This window comes from Paeniglutamicibacter quisquiliarum, from assembly GCF_019084045.1.
Lineage (GTDB): Bacteria > Actinomycetota > Actinomycetes > Actinomycetales > Micrococcaceae > Paeniglutamicibacter > Paeniglutamicibacter quisquiliarum.
Window position 1 is genome coordinate 25,267 of record NZ_JAHRED010000010.1, and the last position, 24,488, is coordinate 49,754.

Sequence of the window (24,488 nt, forward strand, 5' to 3'; positions counted from 1 at the left end):
TCAGTGGCCGGCCTTCTGGTACAAAGCTTCGGTGGCTGCCTTCTGCGGGCGCCACCAATGCTCGTGCTGTTGATACCACGCGACGGTTTCGGCCAGACCGGCACTAAAATCGGAACGGGACGGGGTCCATCCAAGCTCGGTCCGCAACTTGGTCGAGTCGATCGCGTAGCGCAGGTCGTGCCCCGCCCTGTCGGTGACGTGGTCGAATGCGTCGTGCTGCTGGCCAAAGATGTCCAGGAGGGACTTCACGACGGCGAGGTTGTTATGTTCCCCGTCGGCACCAATCAAGTATGTTTCACCGATCAGTCCGCGGTTCAGGATCGTCCAGACGGCACTGGAATGGTCGTCTGCGTGGATCCAGTCGCGTACATTCTCACCGCTGCCATAGAGCCGGGGCCGCACGCCATCGATGAGATTGGTGATCTGGCGGGGGATGAACTTCTCAACGTGCTGGTAAGGCCCGTAGTTGTTCGAGCAGTTGCTGATCGTCCCCGCAACACCGAACGAGCGCATCCAAGCCCGCACCAGCAGGTCGGAACCGGCTTTGGTAGCTGAATATGGGCTGGACGGGTTGTATGGGGTGTCTTCGGTAAACCGCTGCGGGTCATCGAGCTCAAGGTCGCCATAGACCTCATCGGTGGAGATATGGTGGTAACGGACCTCGTGCTTGCGCGCAGCCTCGAGTAGCGTGAAGGTACCGATGATGTTCGTGTCCAGGAATGGGCGCGGATCGGAAAGAGAATTGTCGTTGTGGGACTCTGCTGCGTAATGCACGATGGCGTCGGCCTCGGTCACGAGGGCATCGACCAACCCTGCATCGCAGATATCGCCTTCAACGAGGCGGAATCGCCGCGGATCCAAGCCGTCCAAGGACGCGCGATTTCCAGCGTAGGTCATCTTGTCCAAGACGGTGACACTCGCAGCTGTGTGTTCAAGTACGTAGTGCACGAAGTTTGAACCGATGAAACCGGCGCCACCGGTGACTAGGATGTTGTTCATGGGCATCAGATTACCCTCTTGACCTAGTTAACGGGGTTAAGGCTCAGAATCAGTGCATGTGTTTGTAGTCATAATATGTTTTCGGGGCCATCCCTAGCCTCTTTGGAATACGGTGACGATTCGATGAGCTGAAATGATTATCACAGAGATACGGATTACGGGTTGATTTTGGCGGGATCGAACCCCGCCCACCGCCCTTCGCTGCTAGGCGTTGTATGGCACGGACCACCGCACCTACCGAGAAAAAGCCAGCATGTACAGCCGCTACATCATCTGGCGGAAACACCGCACTGTGGCTGCGAGAGGTCATCATTTGCAACCAAATAATCAATCGGACAACGTTTACCTGACGCGGTAATAGTTTCGATACGAATGCACCGACCGTGGCTGATTCTCACCGCAGAAATGCAGAATTTACTGATTGCGCACATGAATCCCTATGATTCCAATGTGATTCGGAGTACGTCTACGCGATTAGTTTGTTTCGACCTCGCGTGTTCCTAGTTTCGATATCAGTGTCTCAGCCACGTACTGTTGTGCTCATGAGGGGAATTATTCTCGCCGGTGGTACGGGCTCGCGGCTGCACCCAATCACCCAAGGCATCAGCAAGCAGCTCGTTCCGGTCTACGACAAGCCGATGATCTACTATCCACTAGCCACGCTTATGCTCGCTGGTATTCGAGAGATCCTGTTAGTCACAACTCCGCACGACGCCGACCAGTTCCGTAGGCTGCTTGGCGACGGCTCACAGTGGGGGTTAGAACTGACCTATGCTGTCCAGGAATCTCCGGACGGCCTGGCGCAGGCGTTTCTGATTGGCGAGGAACACATCGGTGACGGCAAGGTTGCTCTTGTGCTGGGCGACAACATTTTTTACGGTTCGGGGCTTGGGACGCAACTTCAGAACCTGAACGACCTCGAAGGAGCAGCGGTATTTGGCTACCACGTGGCTGATCCTCACGCCTATGGAGTCGTGGAATTTGACGGCGAAGGAAACGCGATTTCCTTGGAAGAAAAGCCGGAGCACCCGCGGAGTAACTACGCGGTGCCAGGTCTGTATTTCTATGATAATCGGGTAGTCGAGATAGCTCGTGGTCTCAAGCCTTCGCCGCGGGGGGAGCTGGAGATTACCGATGTTAACCGCAGCTACCTTGAGATGGGCGAGCTGAAGGTCTCGATCCTGCCACGTGGGACGGCGTGGCTGGACACCGGTACGTTTGATTCGCTGAACGATGCGTCTAACTACATTCGCACCATCGAGGCTCGTCAGGGACAGAAGCTGAGCGCCCCCGAGGAGATCGCTTGGCGACAAGGATTTATCACCACGAATGAGTTTAGAACACTGTCCGAAAGTCTCGTGAAAAGTGGATACGGGAGTTACCTCTTGAGCCTTATAGAACATGGTCAGGGCGACTAGCAATGACTGTACCGAGGATCAGCTATGGCGTTGGCCAACCTTGGGGCAATGCTGTGATCTCCTCGATCGATGTGGTGGGTGCTGCAGTTTCAGATGTGGCGATTCCACCGACGTTGCTTCAGTATAGGAATTCTCAGGTGGTCGCTTATTACGATGCCGAGCGGACGCTGACTATTGCCGACAGGAATATTGGCGGGCTAGTTTGGAATTATAGGAAGCTCGACTCCAGTGCAAAAAGGGACAGTCACAACTACGTAGACCTTGGGTTCGATAGATCTGGCCAGTTGCATGTAGCGGGAAACATGCATGCTTCGCCCCTGCAATACTGGATAATCGACCTCTCAAGCGAGGAATTTCGACCGGCGAAAGTGAATGCTCTGCTTGATCCCCAGGCCGAGCTGAAAATTACTTATCCTAGATTCATCCGTTCGTCCGATGGCTCCATAGTCTTCACATATAGAAACGGGTCAAGTGGCGACGGCGACTTCGTGGCAGTAATTTGGGATGACTCTGAACAGCGACACAAGCTGGTTAGTGATGGTCCATTGATAGACGGAGGCGGCAAACGCAACGCTTACCCTGACTCAAACGCCCCGATCTTGGGGCCCGATGGTCTCTGGCATTTGCTGTGGGTATGGCGGGACTCACCTGACGCTGAGTCGACCCACTCCATCAACTACGCGTGCAGTCAAGACCTGGTTGCGTGGAGAAGTGGGGACGGCCGTCCGCTGAATCGACCGATTGCTCTAAATGAACAGAGCATAGTGGATCCGGTGCCACCGCGCCATGGGCTTATTAACATTAACGTTCGGCTTGGCTTCATGCCGGATCACCGCCCTATCGCGCTCTACCATAAGCGGGATGCGAGCGGCTCGCAACAACTATGGTCAGCCGTATTTGAAGATTCGAGCTGGGTCATACGACAACTCACGAATTGGAACTTCGCCTGGAACTTCCAAGGGCAAGGTTCGCTGGACTTCAAAATTGAAATTGGGGTTCCATATACGACGACCCGTGGTCTGTCAGTCGACGTACGCCTCAACGAAGAAGTTCAGACCTACTCGTTCGACACGGACTTGACCCTCGTTTCTACAGAAGTGGCCGCACCTGGGGGACCATTGAGTAGAAGTACGCGTTCCGATGGGTTGATTGAACGGTGTGAAGCAGCCCGTGGATGGCGGCCGGAGGATGACAGCCGCGAGTGGTTCATTTCGTACGCAACGGTGCCCGACCAGAGGGATCATCGTCCGAAGAGCAACGTTCCGACTTATCACCCGTTATCCATCATCGGCACTTCGGTTGCTCAAGGCACTTAAAGCCCATCTCATGCGCCGTAAATTAAAATATTGTTCTATATCAACTCTTATGGGGGACGAAAACAAATGGCTAAAACATTCGATCAATATTCTGATCTAGATCTCTTGCTTGGTTCAGGAATCTTTGATCGCCATTGGTACGCAGCCCAGAGCGACAGATACTTTTCTAGCTGGCATGCAGCCGCGGAGGATTTTCTCGCGTTCGGCATGTCGAAGGAAATGTCCCCCCACCCACTCATGGACGTCCGGTCTTGGCCTGGACATTTGCGCGCGGCCTGGAAGGATGGAAAGCTCGGCCCAGTCTTAAACTGGTTCCGACGTCCACTTGAAGGCCAGCCGTCTCTTGGACCGCTTCTTGTCCCCCGCATGCTCAATACTAGTGGCCATGTTATTTCCTCTCGGGATGTGGCCTCTCACGCGGGAGGCACTTTAGGATGGCTTTTAGAACATGCTCCCGGCGACTATGTCGTTGACTTTCCTGAAGGACATTGGGTCTGGGAAAATGTCCTGAGTTCGAAATCGAAAATCGTCGCTACAATCAAAACCCAAACCTACAAGTCACGACCTCGTATGAAAGACCAGTGGAACAAACCCGCAGAAGACGTATGGCGGGGAAAAGTTAAGTCTATTAGTCTGCCCTCGTCGGATAACGGCGAGCCGCTCGTTAGTATCATCATGCCGGCCTGGAATCGTGCAGACGTCATAGCAAAGGCTATCCGGTCTGTGCAGCGTCAAACTGCTGATTTTTGGGAGTTGATCGTTGTTGATGACGGATCTACGGACGCGACACGTGAAGTCGTTCGTCTCTTAGCTTCCTCCGATTCTCGCATTTCATTGCTTTCCGCGGAGCACGGCGGGGTGTGCGCTGCCCGAAACCTTGGACTCAACCATGCAACTGGTCGTTGGGTTTCTTTCCTCGACACCGATAACGAATGGCCTGAGGAATACCTTGAACTGTCGATCAAGGGTGCAATCGAATCTAACGCGCAAGCGGTCTATGCTGGCTTGGAACTTCATAATGGAGGAAAAGTTTCTTATAGGGCCTACCAAGGGGCACTAGACGAACTGATGATCGTGAACCATATCGATCTCAATGTTTTAACGGTCGAACGAACCCTGGCCGTTGAGGCCGGGGGTTTTGACGAAGGGCTTAAACGCTGGGTAGATCACGACTTCGCTATTCGCATCGCAAAGCTCTCGGTCCCTCGTCTTTTGCCGTTCATAGGTTGCAAGTACTGGGACGATCGTGAAGCTGAAACCCGGATTACCACGTCCGAATCGGATTCGTGGCAATGGGTTGTGCTGGGGAAGAACTTAGTCGATTGGCCTGCTATGGAAGAACGCGCATCGGTCCCGGGACGCGTGACGATTTCGATGCCCGTGTATCAGGATTGGTTGATGACCGTCCGAGCGGTACGAAGCGTTCTTGATCGCTCAGGTTCAGTTGATATTGAGGTGGTGGTAGTGGACAACGGATCCGCCTACCACTACAGTGTGGTCCTTGGCCTGCTACTTGAATCTGATCCACGAGTAAAATACGTACGCCTACCGCGCAATATGAACTTCGCCGTTGGCTCGAATTATGGCGCCTACCTTGGAACTGGCGAATTCACATGTTTCCTGAACAACGACACCATTGTCCGTGATGGCTGGTTGGAACCGTTGCTGGAGAGATTGCAGAATCCAGAGGTGCTCGCAGTGCAGCCACTCCTGCAGTATCCGGATGACTCCATCCAGACAGCTGGCACAGTCTTCATGGCCGAGAACCGGCTGCCGGGTCACTTCCTTGCCAATCACCCTCCAGAAGATGCAGCAACTGTCGCGGACAGCGAATTTTCGGCCATTACTGGTGCTTGCATGCTGTGGCGAACTAAGGACGTGGCAAGCCTGAGAGGTTTTGATCCATTCTTCGTCAACGGAATGGAGGATATCGACCTATGTCTACGAGCAATCGAACAGAATGGCGGCTACTTTGCTGTTGACCCCCGTTCTAAGGTTACGCACCATGAAAGCAAAACGCCCGGGCGTGGGCGAAATATCGTCTCTAACCGAAGTGCGTTTATGAAGCGGTGGGCAGGTCGGCTTCCCTCACCGGAAACGGACAAGTACGTTCGCGCAGGGTTCGAATTGGCGCACGTGGGTGGCGACAACAACTTCATCCCGTCTCCACGGCCGATCGTTACGCGTGCTAAGCAGCCTGAAAATCAGCGCTGGGGCATTCGTCTGGCATCGACGGGCGGCGCAAATGGCGATAAGTGGGGCGATACCCACTACGTCAATTCCCTGGCCGATGCTCTGCGAGGAGTCGATTGTGAAGTCGTGACATACCGTCACGGTCATAATGTCGACCGAGATCAGGTATATGACGACGTTAACCTTGTTATTCGAGGACTGGACAAAATATCGCCAATTCCGGGAACGGTAAATGTCCTTTGGGTGATCAGCCATCCTGAAGACGTTTCTGTTGAAGAGGTTCAAGCCTTCGATCTCGTCTACGCGTCTTCATTGTCTTGGTCTGCGGAAATGACTGAACTCAGTGGGCGTGAAGTTAAGCCTCTTCTTCAGGCTACAGATTCTAGTCGCTTCCATTTGCCAGCTCCCGGAACAGATGACAGATCACGGCCAACGACCTTCGTAGGGGCTAATACGCACAACCGTGACCGAAAGGTGGTGTCGGACGCGTTAGTCTCCGGAATTGATCTCCGCATCATTGGCCACGGCTGGGCTGATGTTTTGGAGCCACGGATGCACGAGGCCGAGGGAATCAAGAATGAACTGCTGGGGGATTTTTACAGGTCTTCGAAGCGCGTCCTGGCGGACCACTGGACGGACATGGCAGAACAAGGCTTTATCCAGAACCGCATCTTTGATGCAATCGCTTGTGGAACACCGGTAGTCTCTGACCAAGTTTCTGGACTCACAGACGTTTTCGGCAGCATGGTGCAGGTCTATGAGTCGCTCGATGAGCTCCGCTGGTTGTGCAGCCCGGAAGGGCTCACTGCTTTTGGTACGGGAGAAGAACGGGCCGCCCAAGCTCGTCAAGTATTAGAACAGCATTCTTTCGAAGCCAGAGCAAAAACGTTGACTCAAGATGTTCGCGAGTGGTTATTGCGGAGGAATTTGAAGTCAGCCGTGTACAAGGTCTGACGAATGCCTTGAGGATCGATAAAGAGGTCTGGTCGGACGTTACGTGGGGCAGCAGAGTAGTCCCGTTTCAGCGAGGCCGTGGAATTGCGAGCCCACAATCAGAGTGGGATCGAATTGGCAATGACTTAGGAGTAGAGCCGGATGAGTATCGCAATCAGGGTCGGCTTCGTCGATCAAATTACAACTGACCGCATAAACGTGCTCGGTTGGGTTCGGACCATTGACGGGATCACGCCAGACCTTCATGCGACTGTTGGCGGCAAGGTACTCGGTTCGGCGCAGTTTGGTCGCGAGCGCGAGGACGTGTTGAAGGCAACAGGTCTTAGGAATCGTGCATTCGCTATCAAGCTTGCCTGCCCTATTAGTGCGGTAGAAGTTCTGGGCGGCGGACTACGGGTGGTTACAGTTGTCGATGGAGAGGAACATCTTCTGCCGTTGTCCGGCGGCGGTGAGCTAGTTGAAACCAGGCTCGCCCTTATTGACCTGTCGAGCAAAGTCTCAGGTTCTGCTTCCGCCACCATCATTCCCAGTAATGATTACGGCGAGGCGCTGGCCTACGCCGCAGAAGTGAAGCAGGCTGGGCAATCCGGGCGTCTGACACCAGTGCAGTTCCCCATCGGATTGCGATCGCGAGACAATGCGGCCCAGCTTGGTCATGACGGACACATCTTCCTCACCGAAGGGTCAAACAACCTGCTGGCCCGATATAAGGAGCCAGAAGACCTCGAAGAACAAAAGCAGTTGGCGCAGGAAACCCAAGCCTGGGTGAACTTGATCCGCGAACGTAACGAAAAGATCACCGGAAACGGTATGGGGTTCGTTCAGATCGTTATTCCCGAGAAGCTGACGGCCATGAAGGAACTGGCCCCGGTGCACATAGCCGGACCGACCCCACTGTTTGCGAAGCTCGAGGAAGCGCTAGTATCCGAGCAGTACTGGATCAGTGGCCTCGGCATCTTCGAAAACTGGGAGGGACCGATCCCGCCGTGGCAGCGAAACGACTCGCATAACTCGGCGGCCGGGTCTCTCGCGATCACCCGAGCGTTGATTGCAGGACTCCCCGGATGCGTAACAGACGTTCTGGACGACGTGCCCCTGGTGAACCGTAGCTACCGTGACGGAGACCTCGCCGAGAGGTTCTTCGGCCTCCCGCTCTGGGACGAGCACCTCGACCCAGAACCAGAATTTCTGGCCGAATCCGGTAAAGGGATTGACAACGTAACTGCCTACAACCCGGCCAAGGGCCATCTGGGAACTCACATGGTCTGGCGGAACAGCAAGGCACCGATTCAAAAATCTGTGGTCGTTTTCGGAAATTCATTCTTCGGGCAAAGCGCGAACTCACCGGCAAAACTAGGTTGGTGGTTTGCACGACTATTCGCCGAATATCACCTTGTGTGGAAGCCCGAGATCGACTACGACTACATCGACACGGCGAAGCCCGACTATGTGATCGCCCAAACAATCGAAAGGTTCCTCGGTCGATTCCCGTCCACCTAACAGCAACGCAGAGAAGGGCCCCAGCAACCATCCGGGGACCCATCGTATTCCCGGCGTTGACCGGCACGACCCTTCTATGTTTGGCAAGCGGTGTTCGGCGCCTCGTCATAGCTCATCCGAGAAATCGAGACCATGTGCAGTGCCCAGTTCAGGCTCCTGTCGGCGCCGCGATTGAGCCGATAACGGACGGTGTGGCCCGATGCAGCCGGGATCGGATTCAGCCCGGTGAGGGACGCGTATACGGTTTCCGAATGCACTCCTCTCGGGTGGGACCACACTGTCAGGCTCATGGGGACCGTGACGGCACCGAAGCCCTTTACCTCCAGGAACGGCGCGGCTTCGCTGACCTTGACCAGCTCGGTGATCTGCTTATTGTTGACGGACAATTCCTGCTCGAGCTCACCGCTTCGCTTCGCCAGCCGGACAGTTTCGGCACGAGCGATGGGAGCGCGAACTCCTCGTCCCGGGCATGGCGCCGGGACACCTCGGCAATCTGCAACGCACTCAGAGCCTTGCGGGCGTCCAGGCCAAGCTCGTTGATGCGCACAAGGGCGGTCAGCGCGTTCGCGGCCCGGGTCCGCTCACCGGTCATGGCGTCGCGGGCTGAAACCAAGACCTTCAGGGAGCACGGATGACTTCATCCAGGCGGGGTCGGCAGAATCGCCCTTCCTCCAAGGGCAGCACGGCCGGGGGGATCCGATGAGCATCGAGTTCGTCGGATTTGCCGACCCCGAGGTGGGCCCGAGCGTGCATCCAGGCCGCCTCGACCATCGGGCACCCTTCGGCGGCCACTGTTACGGCGAGGATGTCGCCGTAGGAAGCCGCGCCCTCGACCACTCAGAGCGGCAAGGTTGGCGCCGATGCGGCGGGCCACCCCGGCGATGGCGCGGCTCATGCCGGCACTTTAGGAGGGAAAATCCTTGGTTTCGACCAGTTCACCGGTCTTGGCGGCGATGATGGCGTAAACGTGGTTGCGGGCCTGAGTGTCGACACCGTCGGCAAACGTGTGTGAATGCGTGACGATAAACATGGCGGTCATGCGTACCTTCCTCTTCACGGAAATGGTCAAGGCCGCTGCCGGCCGGCACCAGTCCGGGTAGAGGTCACTTCGGAACAATGTGACAAGCCACGCCCATAGGCGGACAACCTTCTGATCAAGTCACCGAGGTGGGCCGGGCAGGTGCCGGCCGACCCGCCTCGATGGATGGACAAGTCGCCGGCAAGACACTTTGAGGTCAGCGTTTTTTGAGTCACATCCAGGCGGAGCGGAGCGGCCAGGACCGATCCTGCCAGGGGGACTTGGTGCTGATTTTGGCTAGCCGCCTTCGTGATATTCCCCGTAATCATTCAGATGGTTGATCGCAAGCATTCCACACAAAACAGCCTCTGGTAACCTCATGAGAATCACAGCTAGATGCGGCTTCAAGGGACGGGACTCGCCCACAACGGGTGAACCGAGATTTGTACTTGGGAATGATGCGCAGTTGGACGTGGTCAACGAATGTGAACCACTTCGAAGACCGCGTCGCAGACAGCTATGGAAGCAAGGTAGTGGTGATTACGCTGGCCAAGGCACCAAGTGTATTTTCATTGCGGTACTCGCTCTGAGCAAATTCTTGAGCCTCAGTTCCTTCGCTCGCAAACGTCGCTTCGGTCGCGGCCGCTTTCAAAATGCGGTCCGACATCCCACCTATGGATCTTGAAATCCACGCATCTGGGTAGATCATTTCCGCACCTGGCCAAGACAAGATGACGGGAACGGCTCCGGATGCAGCACCATCGGCCAGGGTGAAGTGGAAGGACTCAAAATCGCTAACGGACAAAGCAACCCCGATCTTCCGGAACCACTCAGGCATGTCATTGCCATGTTCATCAAATGTAACTGCGCCGCGCAGGGCTGGATCGTTCTCGATGCGTTCGTACTGTGCCTCGTAGTACGCCATTTCCTGGGGACGTGCCGCCATCCAAGGATAGCCTTCCGGACGGCGGCCCTTAATGAACAACTTGTATCGATCGTCGGTGGCCCTTAGCAGCGACAGCAGGTCTAGTGCGACGTCAAGGCGCTTCTGTTCTGGCACGATTCCCACCAGCCCAAGGTTGAAGCGCGCATCGGCAGTCTTGGGCAGATCTAGTGAAGCAAGGTCCACGGCATTAGGGATCACTGACGTCAGCGACTCCGGGATGCCAAACTTGCGAATGGCGACGCGTCTTATGAACTCCCCAACAAAAATGATCTGATCGACGTTCTCAAAATCGACCTGAGTCGGGTAATTGGTGAAGAGCTCCTGTGAGTGGAAACGAGATACCAGTCGTTGTCCCGGTAATTTGTTTTGCGAATACCAGGCAAGGTTGCCCAACGACCATTCGCAGAAGATGACATCCGCGTCCTCAAGAAGTACTAGGCTTTGCTCGGGGTCGTGTTGAGAATGTCCGGCCCACTTGTCGACCGCTATCTTGTGTCCTGCAGCCGCCAGCTCGTCCATGATTCCAGTGGCAAATTTTAAGTCGTGGCCGGCCACCAAGATGTTCAATGGTTCATCGACGCCTGCGTAGAGTGAGTCGACGTTGCCGGCAGTTGTCTCTTGGTTGACCGGCACCCTGCGAACAGTTACGTTGTCGGCTGAATCAACGTCGTTGCCCACCATCGTCGCAGGCCCATGGTTTGCCGGACGAACCTGCCACAGAGAATGACTTTCTTCAGATGCTTCACCTGCGTCGATCGACGCGGTTCGGCAGCCACTGTAGTGCATAGCTGTCACCAAGTCTTCGGCCAAGTGCGCGTCTTTCAGGAAATTTCCGAGGCTGCCGATGGCAACCTTGGCGTCTTTTGGTACTGCGCCCAGGACATCGATTCCGTGCTGTGCCAAGATTTTCGAGGCTTCGGGGTACGAAACAATCCTCGCCACCACGGCGATTGGTCGTTGGCTCTGTTCCAAAACGTCTAAGGCAGAGGCTTCGGTGAGTTCGTCCAGTTCCAAAATGAATCGTGGCAGCTCCGGTACGTTGACGGACAACCCCGCAATACGCATCACGTAGGCAAGTCGATGCGTGGACAGATGTGAGCGGTAAACAACTCGTAGGGCTGCCCAGGCAGCGTTAATGCGTGAAGGCTCATCCGTCATCCACTGCGAAGCCAGTTCCTCTGTCTCGTCCTGAGACAGGGCGGATGGAATGGCAGTTCCAAAGAGGCCGCCAATCTCAAGCCCCGGTCCCGAAAGAACTGGTGTTCCAGATCCGGCCAGTTCGAATACACGCCTGGAAAACATGGTGGGGGAGTTGGAAACGGAGTTCACGTTGATGTGTACCGGGTGGTTCTTATAGGCCTTCAGCATCTCAGAGTAGGGCAGGCCGCCCTGTACATATTGCTGAAGATGTTCCGGGAACACATAGGGGGATTCGGGATTATTAAACTGGCGATCATAGATCGTCAGCCCTTGGGGGATCGCTGCGTCCAAAAGGTCTACAAGTTCCTTGGACCTCTTCTCAAAGCGTTCGCCGTAGTACGAACCGCCGTACGCTACTGTGTGGTTTTTACCTTCGCCCGATGGAAGCGGGTTGTGGATTTTAGGCTGGGCCCAAAAGGGGAGCGAAGCCAAGGTTTTGAGGTGGCCGCCGCGGTGCCCCCAATAGTCCTTGAGGCAGTTGGCATCAGTCGTGAAAACGTGGTCGAAGAACTTTGCAGTTTTCCTGAACCGGTTGAAGTGAACCGGATCTTCCTTGTTCCAGAAGACTGTTGGAATACCGACTGAACGACAGTGCGAAATGAGAGCCCTCAATTCACGACACTCTTCGTCATCGTAGTAGCCGACCTTGCGAGACCAGGCGCCATCGTTGCCCTCCCACGCGGATTCAACGAAGAGCAGGTCAACGTCCGAGCCCTCGAAGACGGCCTTCCAATTCGTGGGCGTGGGAAGCACGAGGTTAACGTCCCCTTGCATACTGGTTCTGGTGAACTCGTCCGAGATAAGCGCGATGGTCATGTCGCCCAACGGCTTGCTTCCCGGAACGTCTGCACTGGTAGTGGCTCGTGATAGCCCTTCCAGTTGCTGCCGGGCAATCGTGGCCCATGAACGGTTCTTGGTAATCCACATGCGGGCTTCGCGGCCCATTTCATTGCGTTTCGCCCTATCGCCCGCAAGTTCCCGGATTACACGGGCCAGATCCGAGGCGTCCCCGGCTTTGAACAAGGCACCCCGCGTTCCATGAGTGCCGAGTAAATCCGCCAGCGGGGCTACGTCGGACGCGATGACTGGTTTTCCGGCAGACATGGCTTCCAGTGGCTTCAGGGGAGAAACCATCTCCGTAACGATTGAGCTGACACGGGGGCAGACAACGGCATCGAACAACTCGATGAAACGTGGAACTTCAGATGCGGGCACACGTCCCAGGAACTGAACCGAATCACCAAGTTCAAGTTCGGATGCCATTGTTTTCAAGTCCGCCAAGGCAGGCCCGTCGCCGACAACGACTAGCTTGATTGGCTCGCCAGCGTTGACGATTTCTGCTACGGAGCGGATGGCAAGGTCTAGGCCTTCATATTCCAGGACACTGCCGGCATAACCGAGAGTGAAGCCACCTTCCAATTTGTAGTCTGCAGCAAATGCCGCTTCGGGGCGGAGTGGTGCAAACTCATAGATGTCGGCAGCATTGGGCAATAAACTTATCTTGCTAGCATCGACTCCACGCCTTACCAGTTCGTCCTTGACCTGTGTTGTAATCGCAAAAACGTGGTCGGCGTTCGTAGCCACGAGAGTCTCGAGTTTGACGGCCAGGGCGAAGCGTTCGCTGTCTTCATATCCGTCCTTGCCGGAGGCCTCGGTGATTTCCCAAAGACCGCGAACCTCGTAGGCAAAGGGAACGCCGAGTCGCCGGGCCGCGATAAGAGCGGGCAAGGCGGTCACGTGGTTTGATGCTGCGACGATCTTCGAAGGCCGATTGATCATCGCCTCTCGAGCATAGATGTCTGCGGCCTCGTGGACGTACTGGTCAAGTGCCCGTTGTGACCAAGAAGTTCCTGGGTTGTATACGGTACGTACGCCGTTGGAAACAGTCTCAAACCGGGCTTTGCTTTTCGCCTTTTCGTTTGTCTTTGCATCCCAGGGATAACCTGGACGGGCCGCGACAAAGATGTCCGTTCCCAGTTCCGCAAGGGCCTGTGTAATGCCTGCCGTGCGGGTCGAATATCCGTTGCTGTTGAAACCGCCAGTGCTGTGGGCGCAGTACATGACGCGGTCTGGTTGAGGAACGTATCCGATTCCGTGCTGTGCGTCTGGAATCCTGGGTGTTCGATCCAGCAGCCTCACAACGCCATCAATTTGGTCGAGGAGAATGCGGTCTGACTTAGTGACGTCATAGCCGGGAGGCAGCTTGCGTGCGAGTTTCTGGGCAACTGAAGCATTGCCGGCCACTCTATAATTATGAGCGACCTCGGCTAATATGACGTTCGGTCGGTTTTCATTTGTTTCCGGACCAAGTGAAGCCGAGATGGAACCTACCGAGGTAGCTGCGCGCACGACGGGCTTTCCTTGACTGCGTCCCAGCAGACTCTTGGCTGGTGCGGTAACTGCACGGGAGAGCCGTAGGAATGGATGTGACTTCAGTCGGTCGTAAGCAGACTTGTATTTGGTGGCGCGATCCTTTTCGGCTGCCAGATACTTTTCGAGCCTGACGCGAGTTTGGGCCTCATTGCCCCGACTTGCACTTTCTTGACTGAGCTCCCGTTTCAGCTTTGCATTTTGTTTGACAAGCTCGTTTCGTCGTTTCTGCAGAGCAACGGTTTCAGCTTTGAGCTTCATAATTTCTGCTTGTGCACCAGCAAGTTGGCGATCCTTCTTGCGAAGGAGTCGAAGATTTTCAGCGGGCGATACGCTTGAACTGATGTTAGATTCGGAACTGAATTGAACATTTTTGAGTGGGATCTGCTTACTTGATTTCGAATCATCAACCATAAGTGTTACCAAGTCTCCACAGTCTACGTCGTCAGTATGTTCGTTACACGTCTATCTTAACAGGCTGTAGGCGCTTGCCTAATATCGTAACTGGAGTCAATACGAGGGATATCTGGCATATAGGTTCGGTTCTGGTGTCATTAACCGTCAATGCAGGATTCCTACGGCTGGATGTGTTGAACCAACATTTTCGGTGCCCATGAACCAGATGAAGTTCTTGGCTAGGCAGCTTTGGATTAAGTTGCCTTTGGTCAACATGCGTCGGGTCTCGGGCCCTCCGCCGGCGCAGGGTAAGGAATCAAGATTTTTTCCTTGAGGAAAGATCTTCATTTGATAGTGGCTCCAAGGTTGTTGTAACTCCCGAATATCGGGGGAGTTGCAACTGTGAGCTAGAACTCAAGAAACTCGCAGCAGAGGACATCAAATGGATCGACCACGTTTACGTTAACCAAAACATCTATCGATGACGGATATTGTTGTAGACGGTACGCCTCGGGCCGTGCTGAACACCCAATTGCGGCGCCTAAAGTCAGAGAGCCTGCATATAATCCAGATACCACACTAGGTCCAGCTTCGGGGATTGTTAGAACTGCCGCGCCACTACCTTGCCTCATCAAAAGGCAGTCGTTAGAGCGTTGGGCCCCAAGCAATGTATTAGTGTTTATGTTGTCGATTATTAGATATTCTTGATTTGACCAAAATTATTTAGGAGATTCAATGAAGAAGATAAATCGCTCATTAATTAATTTCAAGCCTTCCGAACTCTATAACTATATTGATAATGAGAAATTTTCTTCGAGTGTTATGAAAAACGGCATTCACTCATTAAAGATTAATAATCGATGGTTTGATGCAGGGTATGAAACACGTGGCTCTGATTCACTATTGATATGTTTTCATGCTGCTGTCGGAGGGCACCTCAAGTCTAGCCCGGTGCTTTCTGGTCGTGCAGTCGCCTCCTGCTGAATAGCCTCGGGAGGTAGTGCCGTTCCGGCTTGTTGGTAGATTCGTTCCGGATACATGGTAGTGCTCTAGGGCTTTTCGTGATCGTCTGTTTTGGTCTCCGCGCAACACGGCGCGGCGACCAGATCAGAGGAGAAAAACCTTGGTGGATTATCAAGCCATCATGTCCCTGGTATTCAAGGGCCGAACCTACATGGAGATCACCGCGTCGGTCGGGTGCTCGCATCGTGACGTTTCGGCCGTGAAGAGGGCCATCGCCACCGCCGGCATCACCGCCGACCGCTTTGCGTCGATGACCGCGACGGACATCGAGCAGCTCTTCCCGGACGGGCGCAAGGCCGTCTCCCAGGACTACGCGGACCCGCATTTCGCGCAGGTCGTCGAGGAGATGAAGCACAACCGGTTCTTCACGTTGCAGCAGGGCTGGGTCAAATACCTCGGCTCACCCAGCGAGAAGAAGAAGTACGGCTACTCGCAATACTGCGAACTGTTCAACCGGTTCGCCGCCGCCACCGACGTCGTGGCCACGCTGCAGCACGAACCGGGCAAGGCCATGTTCGTGGACTGGGTCGGCCCGACCCTGCCGGTGGTGGACACCGTGACCGGGGACGTCGGCAAGGCTTATTTTTTCGTCGCTTCGCTGCCGTACTCCGGGCTGGTGTTCTGCCAGGCGTTCGGCAACATGAAGCAGGAGGCCTGGAACCAGGCGCACGTGAACGCGCTGGCGTTCATCGGCGGGGTGCCGCAGCTGATCGTCCCGGACAACGCCCGCACCGCCACGCACAAGCGCACCCGGGCGGACAACGAGGTGGTGGTGACCAAGTCCTACCGCCAGCTCGCCGAGCATTACCAGACGGCAATCGTGCCGGCCAGATCGAATCGCCCGACCGACAAGGCGCACGTCGAGCGAATGGTGCAGGCCGTGGAAAGCCGCGTCATCGGCTATCTTGCCTCCGAAACCTGGACCTCGTTCGAAGAGCTCAACGACGCGGTGCGGGAGCGGCTGCTGGATCTCAACGAACGGTTGCGCCGGGTCAACGGGACCACCCGGCGGGAAGTCTTCGACGCGGAGGAGGCGGCATTGCTCCAGCCCCTGCCGGACCAGCCGTTTGAGTCGGTGGAATACAAGCAGTTGAAGGTCGGGCGGAACTATCACGTCACCAGCGACTACCAGCACTACTCGGTGCCGTACGCGTTGGCAGGGAAGATCCTGTCGGTCCGGATCACCGCAACCACCGTGAGCATCTTCGACGGGCAGGCCAAGGTTTGCGAGCACCCGCGCAAGCTCGGGCGCCGGGGCCAATACTCCACCGAGTTGTCCCATGCGCCCAAGCACCACCAGCAGGTCCAGGGATTGTGGTCCAGGGAGTGGTTCCTGAACCGCGCCCGGAATTACGGGCCGGCCACCGTGCAAGTCATCACCCAAATCCTGGACCGCAACCAGGTCGAGGCCCAGGCCTACCTGCCGTGCCGCAACATCCTCTCGGAGCTCGGCGGAAAGAAGGCCTCGCTGGAGGAAGCCTGCCAGGAACTGCTGAACATCAACGGGCATGCCACCTACACCTCGCTCAAGCGGGTGATGGCGACGCTGGCCGCCGCCAAGGACCAACCTGGCGCGGCCGTCCCGGCGGCGCAGAACGTGAAGAACCTGAAGGAAATCCAGAACCTTCCCGGAGTGTTCGTCCGCGATGCCGACCACTACAAGGGGCGGGGTGGCACCGATGCTTAACAGCGAGGATCACCAAAAGATCAAGGACCTCCGGCTCACCGTGTTTGCCGAGAAGTTCCTGGAACTGGCCGGCGACGAAGCCAACGACAAGCTACTGCCGGAGGAGGTGTTCATGCAGGCGGTGAACCATTCCCTGGATGCCCGCCGGTCGAACAAGGTCGACCGGCTCATCAAGCAGGCACGCTTTCCCCTGCCCGGAGCGTCGATTGCCGAGCTGCACTACCTTCCGGGGCGGAAGATCGACGAGGCGCGGATGAAACGCTACGCCACGCACCAGTGGCGGGAGGATCCGACGAACCTGTTGATCATCTCCCCGTCCGGCGGGGGCAAGACCTACATTGCCTGCGCGATAGGCATTGCCGCCTGCCACAGCGAGCATTCGGTGTTTTACACGCGGATGGACGTGCTGGCCCGAAAGCTGCTCATCGCCCGGGCGGACAGCAAGGTCCACGATGCCCTGCTGGAAAAGCTGCGGGAAGCGGACCTGCTGATCATCGACGACTTCCTGACCGTCGGCATCGACCAGAACATCGCCAGCGACCTGTTCGGGGTGCTGGCCGACCGGGAACACCGGCTGCCCACCGTGATCGTCAGCCAGACCGATCCCACCTACTGGGTGCAGGTGTTGCCCGACCGCGTGGCCGGGGATTCGATCGTGAACCGGCTGGCGAACAACACCAGGTGGCTCGTGCTGGGAGACACCGACATGCGCAAGCTCAAGCATGAGAAGGCCCGGGACTCCGCCGGTTTCTGGGAATAGGTTGCAGTCCGTTCCTGAACCACTGGTTCCCGAGCCTTCACCCTAAATGGTATTGGCCAAGAGCCCCTCGACGGCTCTTGGCCAATACGACAAAAGCCGGACGCACTACCACTTCGCCGGAAATCCACTACCGCCTGCCCGGAGTGGACACTACCAGGTCGTCGGAACAGCACTACCAAGAGGCGCTATTTCGCACCTCCGAAATTGGAAGTGATTGGGTCGCTTTCGCAGATCCCTCGGTTTCTCATCCCGATGCTCTTGAAACCGGGTGGCACCTATCCACCAAGCGAGTTCCTGCCCAGGAACTAGTAAGGTCGACGATCAATGAACTACGTGAGAGTGGGAAGTATAAGAACCTGATCTTTTTTGGTTCATCCGCCGGAGGGTTCGGGGCTCTGAACCACAGCTACCAGGTTCCAGGATCCATCGCTGTCGTCATGAATCCTGTGATCGAGATTCGCCAGGAGGCTAAGCGCTATTGGGATGAGTTTTGCGCGTCAGCCTACGTCGGGTGGTCCTCGGAAAAGATCGAAAAAAAACTAACTATATCGATGAGTGAAGTTTACGCCGGGAAAATGAAAAATAGGATTGTTTATATTCAAAATCTTCAAGATGAGCATTATTTCAACAAACACTATTCAAGCTTCGTAAATGAAGTTAGTGACAAAAGCCGTGTGTTAACATACTGCGGGAATTGGGGCCGAGGCCACGTGGTACCGCCTCGGTGGGTCTATACGCAGGCATTGAGGCAAGTTGTGGAATCAGCAGGCGAATGGAATCGCCTCTTTACCCTGAAGGTGACGAATCTAGAGTGAGGTGGTCAAGCTCTTGAGACGGTTGGTTCGATTTCCTTTGGTGATTTCAGGCAGCGAGGATCGGATTCCGAGTTTTCTGGTAGAGCTCGAGCTTGGCCAGCGGGCTGACGCCTTGGTTGTGCGTTGCGGGTCCGCGCCGGTTGCCCAGGTCTTGGGGTATTCATTACGCCGGCGATAGCCTCAATGCGATGGTTGAAGGCCTGGCGCTGGTCCACCGTGTTCTTCAGCGACCAAAACGCCGACTCAGAGACGGCGTGGTCCTACCAAGGCTTCTGATATCGACGGTTTGAGCCGAGATTGTTTGGGGCACCTCAGAGCCGATTCTTAATGGCCTATCACAGGACAAGGCCTGGGCCCGGGTACCGGGTGAGAGTTTCGGTGAGAATCGAGCTGAGTTCCCTAGCGGCGGGTGTTTCCCGTTTGGTCGCCATCGGGTCCAAGTAGACGGAAGCCACCGCTGCGAATCGCGCGGTGGCACACTGCTTCTGAAGTAACTGAAGTGAGAGTCAGCTCAAAAATCAACTACGCAACGGCCTTCCTTGGCAGGTAAGTAGGTGAGTCATCCGAAGCTCAGCCAAGCGATTATGCCTCCGAGGTTGTAGAGTTCTCTCAACTCTGAACGGTTGAGATTTGTCTTTCTAAATAATTCCACAACATATTTGGAATCAATGTAATCAAAGAATGTGCTATCACTTGATTGTTCGTAAGCTTTTCGAAGTAGGTCCTGCCCTGCAGCCTGATAGGCAACCTGCCAATAATTTGCACCCATAGTGTTAGCCTTCGAAACTAGCGATTGTCGCTCCGTACGTGTTGGTTGATGTTCTTCAACGTTTAATTGATCTAGAATTTTCAAGAAAGGGCTCGTTTGAGAAGCGCTTGGAGTGAGGGAATCCTTCATGAGTAGTTTGGTACTAGATTTTGGCCAATTCGTAGATTTTTTAGGTTTTCGAATCAGCGATAATTGTTCATTGTGTCGATTGTAATCAAATGGAAATGAGAGTAGTTCAGGAGCAAAGGACTCCATTAAATCAAATCCAATTGCGTTTGAGCTTCGAACGTGCTGTGTTGCATTTGACGCTAGGCAGTAGCCGGCAACGGAATATAATGGATCAAATCTCGAGCCCACTCGACTCCATAACAATGAGGATTGACCAATATGATATCGATTTCTTACGTGCGTATAGAAAGCATCTCCCAGGAAGGCGACATCGTCGTACTTGGAACTTAGCTGACCAAATTTTTCGTTTAGTTTTTCTTCGATATCCACGAGTGCATGTTTTGCAATATACGGATGAGTGGATCCATGGTTTGGTAGATAGCTCTGCCGTAATAATTTCGCATCTATTGTCACTGAGTCTGAAGATATTAGTCGATTGCCGTAGAATGTGCGTAAAATTTCGCCGTAGCCGCCACCCATGGCACTAACGGGGACGTGAATTTCCCTCCCTTGGGGACCGGTGTTGGTCATGCCGGAGCTATCGAAAAGCGCGCCCATAAGGCGCTCGGACATAACGCTTGTTTGCGCGTTTGTTAGGCCAGCGCCAGTGCTTCTAACTAATCCGAACTGACGACTCAGTCCATCGGCAATCGTTCGATCGGTGGAACCGTCTGGACCTGAGCAAAAGAATAGGAATTGTTGTTCTAAATTCAAATGAAGAGTTGCCGACAAGATTAACCGCGAATCGAACCCTCCTGTTAAATGAGATATCTTCTGCGCTGTATCAGAGTTTGCGATGGCCGTAATTGAACTAATGATATCTTCGCGAAGTATATTAATAAGTTCATGACGCGAGGCGCCCTTCATGGTGTCAAATATTTTATAGTGGGATATTTGTATTTGGTTGTTTTTAATTATTAAATATTCGAACGGTTCAATGCTTGCGATGTCGTCATAGCTGGCCGGAATTAATCCACCATTGCCAAACATGAGTCTTTCGAGTTGAAACTGAGCAGATTTCTTAGGCCCTTTGTTATCTTTTTTGAGCTCTAAAATAATTTCACTCAATTGAGTAGATATAAGTATCTCTTTGTTGTTCTTGTGGTAGAAAGCCAATGCACCGCCGAGCGCGTCTGGAAGGCATGCTGCCCATCCCTCCGACTCATCGGAAACATAAAGTGCACAAGGATTTTTGGCATTCCAAGACCACCACTCTGCGATTCTCTCTATTGCCCAGGTCTCTGCGTTAGCTGGGATTACTGATCCCAGACTACGTCCGTCGTGGATTACAACGCCTGATACGATCGCGCTTCCGTCAATCCAAAATTTCCTCTTCCCTAACTGGAAAGCAACCGCGCCGTCCGTCTTGAACTGCAGGCTAGGTTTACCGTCAGGAAAACGGCCGCAAATGAGAAGCGGGGCTTTCAGTCTTTTTTCATGCATAGGGAAACTCTACTAGTTGGGCGGGTTGGTGGTAATTTGCCTGCCGCACGTGTGTCGTTGGGAATTTGGGCCAATTCTGGCTTGGGTATGGCATTCGCGAGCAAAATCCGGCATGGACCGAAACTGCATGTTTGGTAGGCCCTGTTCGGGGCCGGGTAGCAGTGTTCATTCAAAGTCTTGTTTGACTGCCGACGCACAATCGTGCCGATACGGCCCGTCGGCGCTTATGGTGACGAAATGCTCCTGTTAAATTTGGCGATTGTCTAGATCTTCAGGCAACACCAGAAGCGATTCTATGCCATTTCCCCCATTATCCTCCTCAATGGCCAGCTGGACCCCGGACGCAATATTTCAGACTTTGGCGTCGTTCGCGGACCACCGCAAGTCCGAAGGCGTCCGCCAATAGTTGGGAGGGGTCCTGGCCGTGGCACTCTGCGCAGTGATGATCGGCTCGTACATCATTTGCCGCTGTTGCCGAATGCTCCACGTACGCAGCCTCAACTTCGCTACGGGCCGCAAGTTTTGTGACTCGTAGCTTACCAAATTCCAACGCATACTGGCCCGGTGGTCCCTCGAAAGATTCGAACATTCCTCTGGGTGCTTGGGCGTAAACCCATGTCGATGCGCTGGTTATCGCCATTGACGGCAAGGAAGTGCGAGGAGCCAAAATTGTGGCGGGGGCCGCGTACAACTCATGCCAGCACGGGCCTGTGAAACAGACACCATAAGGTGGGCAGGCTGAGGTCGGCATCGAGACGAACGAGATCACCCATCTCGACTCCCTGCTCGAAACCCTTGGTGACTTGGCGAGAAAGTGCATCTCCTTCGATGCCCTGCACCGCTTGGGACGTCATGCGGAGTGTTTGCATGCACATGGCGCCCACTTTGTGATGCAAGTGAGAGGCAACCGGCCCAAGCTGCTCGAACAGCTCAGAGCCCTACCGTGGGCGGAAGCTCCGGGGGGAACACGCAACGAAATACCGGGCACGGGCGAAAGAGCATCGCCCGGATCTAGGTCGCCACTCTCACAGTTGGCATCAACGTCCCCATGACATGCAGTCTGCCCAACTGACACTGAAAACACGGACACCGAAGGGAACGCGACGATCAATCGAGACCGCTTAACTCATAACCGCGATTCCGGCTCACGGGGCAAGCCCCAGCCGCGCAACACTTGAGTCCGACGACATTGGTGCATTGAAAATTCCCTCCATTGGTGTCGGGATGTGACATGCGCGGAGGACGCTAGCCATATCAGAACTGGGGTACCACAGCGGGTGTTGGCCAGGCTACACAATCTGGCCATCAGCCTGCGCCGGCTCAACCGCAGCCCCAACATCAACCTAACCAATGGCCATGTGTCCAAACGCCCGCAGCGATCACTGGAACGCATCGGAATTCACGACCAAACAATAACTTTGCATTAGCGTTGCCATAGCTCGGCGCACGTGGCTTGCGAGGCGCCGGGGTAGATGACTCAATACGTTTGATCGCGATGCCTAGCTGACAGCGGATGTTGGCCGGCGACGACTCGATTTCGGCCACGAGGCGATCCACAACTACCTTCTTCATACGACTTTGCATACGCTTGGGCTTCCATCGTCGTGATCTCTTCGCGGGCGGCCAGCGTCCACCCATATCTCATTATTCAAGAACACCGAAGTGCCCTGCTGCCGGAAAGGGATTCGTGAGCATCTGCTCATGAGGTACTGACCCTATTTCGCGAGCACTTTTCATGAGTCACACCGAATATGTGCCTACCGCCGGTAAAGCATCTATGCTGGACCAATGCAGGGAGTATTTCTATACGGCGGATGCGTCATACGTGACGCCTACGAAAAGATTCGAGACATAGCCAGCTTGACTGGGTACGTATCGAGGCAGTCGCTCATAAGCGCAACGACCCCTGCTACATCACTGCTACCCGAAGTAAAACTGGCATCCCCATTCCAGAATCGTGCAGCCAACGGCGACATAAAATCGAGCCTGATTCCGCTCATGCGCAAAGCTGCACCGCACACAGACTTGTTCGTCTTGGACTTCCATGTCGAGCGCCTTGGCGTACTCAAACTCCCCGATGGATCGTTCATTACTTCATCGAATGAAATTGCGGATTCAGGGGTCCTGAACCACCTGAATCGACCACCAGGAAAGGTTTTTCTGGGGACTAATCGGCATTCAGACTTCTGGACCCACGCAGCTAGGCGATTCTACGCACGGCTGGAATTTATGGGCATCCAGGACAAGGTGCTGATCGTCGATGCGCCATGGGCCACACACACAACTGACGGAACAGAACTCGGGCCCTTCGCTGGACGCCCCCTTCGTGAAGTAAGCGACAATATATCTTCCCTTACTCAAAAGCTCGCAGACTACGGACTCAAAGTAGTCACCATGCCACGCGAATTTTCAGTCGCGCCGACAAATCACAAGTGGGGGCTGAGCCCCTTCCACTTTGGCGAACCAGCGATGGAATGGGTATCCAACCAAATGATTCGCGCCCTCAAATAGATTCATTCGATCGAGGTTCTTACCGTTTGGCGGGGGCCTCGCCGAACCCATGCGGCATCTGAGTCGCCCTTCCCATGTCTCAGAGTGTCACAATGAACCAACCCATATGTGGTGACCTGTGCAGCTGCGGCTGCCTGACGCGATGTATCCCGAGCCGTTGCTAACCGTCGTTTTCGATCTGTGGCGGATCGGCAAGAGTCTGTCCAAAGCATTCCGGTTCATGGGCCTCGTGCAAATGGGCTCTCGGATCTAATGCGTGGTGACGCAAATATGAGTAGGGCCCGTAGCCCTGCAGTTCCCCCGGCGGGGCGCACCTGTGTTGTCGAATTGGTTTCCATCGAGATTGGATGCCCATCCTATGGGGTGGTTTCCTCCCGCATCCCAGCCAGACCCGTGCGCTAGGTCAAGGAAGTTTCGTTAGGCGTCAAAGACCTAGAAGTCTTGACGCGCAAGCGCCGACTGATAAGCCTAGAAGAGCAGTGTGAGAGTGGGTCCTTCGTACAGTCCGCTGGGCAGCTTCCCTGCAATCGCGTCTAGCAACGAGATTTGCGGGCTCGATAAAAGAGGCCGCGAGCACCGAAATGCGGGCGATGACAGGAATCGCCGCTGCCCGCGGGGTTTCCTGCCCCATCTGTGAAGAGGAAACTGACTGATATTGGTGAAGTGGTCGGCAACGTGAACTACGGATTCAGGCGGCACCTGGGCATTGACAAGCACCGTCTTGGGCGAGCGGTGTTTCGTGCGCAATCCTTGGGGAAAGTTGATGCGGATCGAACCATGGTGGATCGCGATGCCGACTAGGACACCGGCATGATCCTGTAAGTTGGGGATGGAGAGCTCGGGGCCGCATGCTTCATCCGACCGGTGGCAATGAAGAACTCGGTGACATGCTCAGCCTCCAGCTCCCGGGGCTGTTCGAGGTTCGCTTTCAAGCTATGGCCGGTATCCGCCAGCCATTTCTGGGGAATCTGCCCCAGGTTTTCCAAGGCCTTTTCGACCATG

General features: G+C 55.0%; 14 protein-coding genes and 1 pseudogene. 9 read left to right on the plus strand and 6 right to left on the minus strand.

What is annotated here, in order from left to right:
- Positions 1–999, minus strand: coding sequence for a dTDP-glucose 4,6-dehydratase (gene rfbB, locus KRR55_RS16510; protein ID WP_217390409.1), 999 nt, complete (start codon positions 997–999; stop codon positions 1–3).
- Between the two features lie 542 nt (positions 1,000–1,541).
- Between rfbB and rfbA the strand changes: the two genes are divergently transcribed.
- The 4 genes from rfbA to KRR55_RS16530 all read left to right on the plus strand — a co-directional run bounded on the left by rfbA (position 1,542) and on the right by KRR55_RS16530 (position 8,380).
- The gene (gene rfbA, locus KRR55_RS16515) at positions 1,542–2,417 is read left to right on the plus strand and encodes a glucose-1-phosphate thymidylyltransferase RfbA (protein WP_217390410.1); all 876 of its coding nucleotides are present in this window, start codon (positions 1,542–1,544) and stop codon (positions 2,415–2,417) included.
- Between the two features lie 2 nt (positions 2,418–2,419).
- The gene (locus KRR55_RS16520) at positions 2,420–3,733 is read left to right on the plus strand and encodes a BNR repeat-containing protein (RefSeq protein WP_217390411.1); all 1,314 of its coding nucleotides are present in this window, start codon (positions 2,420–2,422) and stop codon (positions 3,731–3,733) included.
- A gap of 66 nt (positions 3,734–3,799) precedes the next feature.
- Positions 3,800–6,880 carry a glycosyltransferase gene (locus tag KRR55_RS16525; protein ID WP_217390412.1) on the plus strand — a complete coding sequence of 1,027 codons (3,081 nt, stop codon included), beginning with the start codon at positions 3,800–3,802 and terminating at the stop codon, positions 6,878–6,880.
- 141 nt (positions 6,881–7,021) lie between these two features.
- Positions 7,022–8,380, plus strand: coding sequence for an alginate O-acetyltransferase AlgX-related protein (locus tag KRR55_RS16530; protein WP_217390413.1), 1,359 nt, complete (start codon positions 7,022–7,024; stop codon positions 8,378–8,380).
- 101 nt (positions 8,381–8,481) lie between these two features.
- On the opposite strand, the pseudogene KRR55_RS20415 reads toward KRR55_RS16530, so the two are convergent.
- Positions 8,482–9,419, minus strand: a pseudogene (locus tag KRR55_RS20415) (IS110 family transposase); the annotation flags it as partial.
- A gap of 496 nt (positions 9,420–9,915) precedes the next feature.
- Entirely contained in the window at positions 9,916–14,328 is a 4,413-nt protein-coding gene (locus KRR55_RS16540) for a glycosyltransferase (protein ID WP_217390415.1), read from the minus strand.
- A gap of 717 nt (positions 14,329–15,045) precedes the next feature.
- On the opposite strand from KRR55_RS16540, the gene KRR55_RS16545 reads away from it, so the two are divergent.
- The 4 genes from KRR55_RS16545 (at position 15,046) to KRR55_RS16560 (ending at position 18,595) form a co-directional block, all read left to right on the plus strand.
- Positions 15,046–15,294: a hypothetical protein gene (locus KRR55_RS16545; RefSeq protein WP_217390416.1), complete on the plus strand. Its 249-nt coding sequence runs from the start codon at positions 15,046–15,048 to the stop codon at positions 15,292–15,294.
- Positions 15,295–15,436: 142 nt separating this feature from the next.
- Complete coding sequence (gene istA, locus KRR55_RS16550; RefSeq protein WP_217390417.1) at positions 15,437–17,020, plus strand: IS21 family transposase; 1,584 nt, start codon at positions 15,437–15,439, stop codon at positions 17,018–17,020.
- A complete protein-coding gene (locus KRR55_RS16555) occupies positions 17,013–17,780 on the plus strand; it encodes an ATP-binding protein (protein WP_217390418.1) in 768 nt (255 codons plus the stop codon). Before istA ends, KRR55_RS16555 begins: the two co-directional genes overlap by 8 nt.
- Positions 17,781–17,857: 77 nt before the next feature.
- Complete coding sequence (locus tag KRR55_RS16560; RefSeq protein ID WP_217390419.1) at positions 17,858–18,595, plus strand: hypothetical protein; 738 nt, start codon at positions 17,858–17,860, stop codon at positions 18,593–18,595.
- 559 nt (positions 18,596–19,154) lie between these two features.
- Here KRR55_RS16560 and KRR55_RS16565 read toward each other — a convergent pair.
- Together KRR55_RS16565 and KRR55_RS16570 are read right to left on the minus strand one after the other, a co-directional pair.
- On the minus strand, positions 19,155–20,975 hold the full coding sequence (locus KRR55_RS16565) for a hypothetical protein (RefSeq protein WP_217390420.1): 1,821 nt from the start codon (positions 20,973–20,975) through the stop codon (positions 19,155–19,157).
- Positions 20,976–21,667: 692 nt separating this feature from the next.
- On the minus strand, positions 21,668–21,829 hold the full coding sequence (locus KRR55_RS16570) for a hypothetical protein (protein WP_217390421.1): 162 nt from the start codon (positions 21,827–21,829) through the stop codon (positions 21,668–21,670).
- A 934-nt stretch (positions 21,830–22,763) separates the two neighbouring features.
- Here KRR55_RS16570 and KRR55_RS16575 point away from each other — a divergent pair.
- The gene (locus KRR55_RS16575; protein ID WP_254456325.1) at positions 22,764–23,486 is read left to right on the plus strand and encodes a DUF6270 domain-containing protein; all 723 of its coding nucleotides are present in this window, start codon (positions 22,764–22,766) and stop codon (positions 23,484–23,486) included.
- Positions 23,487–24,283: 797 nt separating this feature from the next.
- Here the strand turns inward: KRR55_RS16575 and KRR55_RS16580 are convergent.
- Positions 24,284–24,487, minus strand: coding sequence for a hypothetical protein (locus KRR55_RS16580; protein WP_217390423.1), 204 nt, complete (start codon positions 24,485–24,487; stop codon positions 24,284–24,286).
- Between the last annotated feature and the right edge of the window lies 1 nt (position 24,488).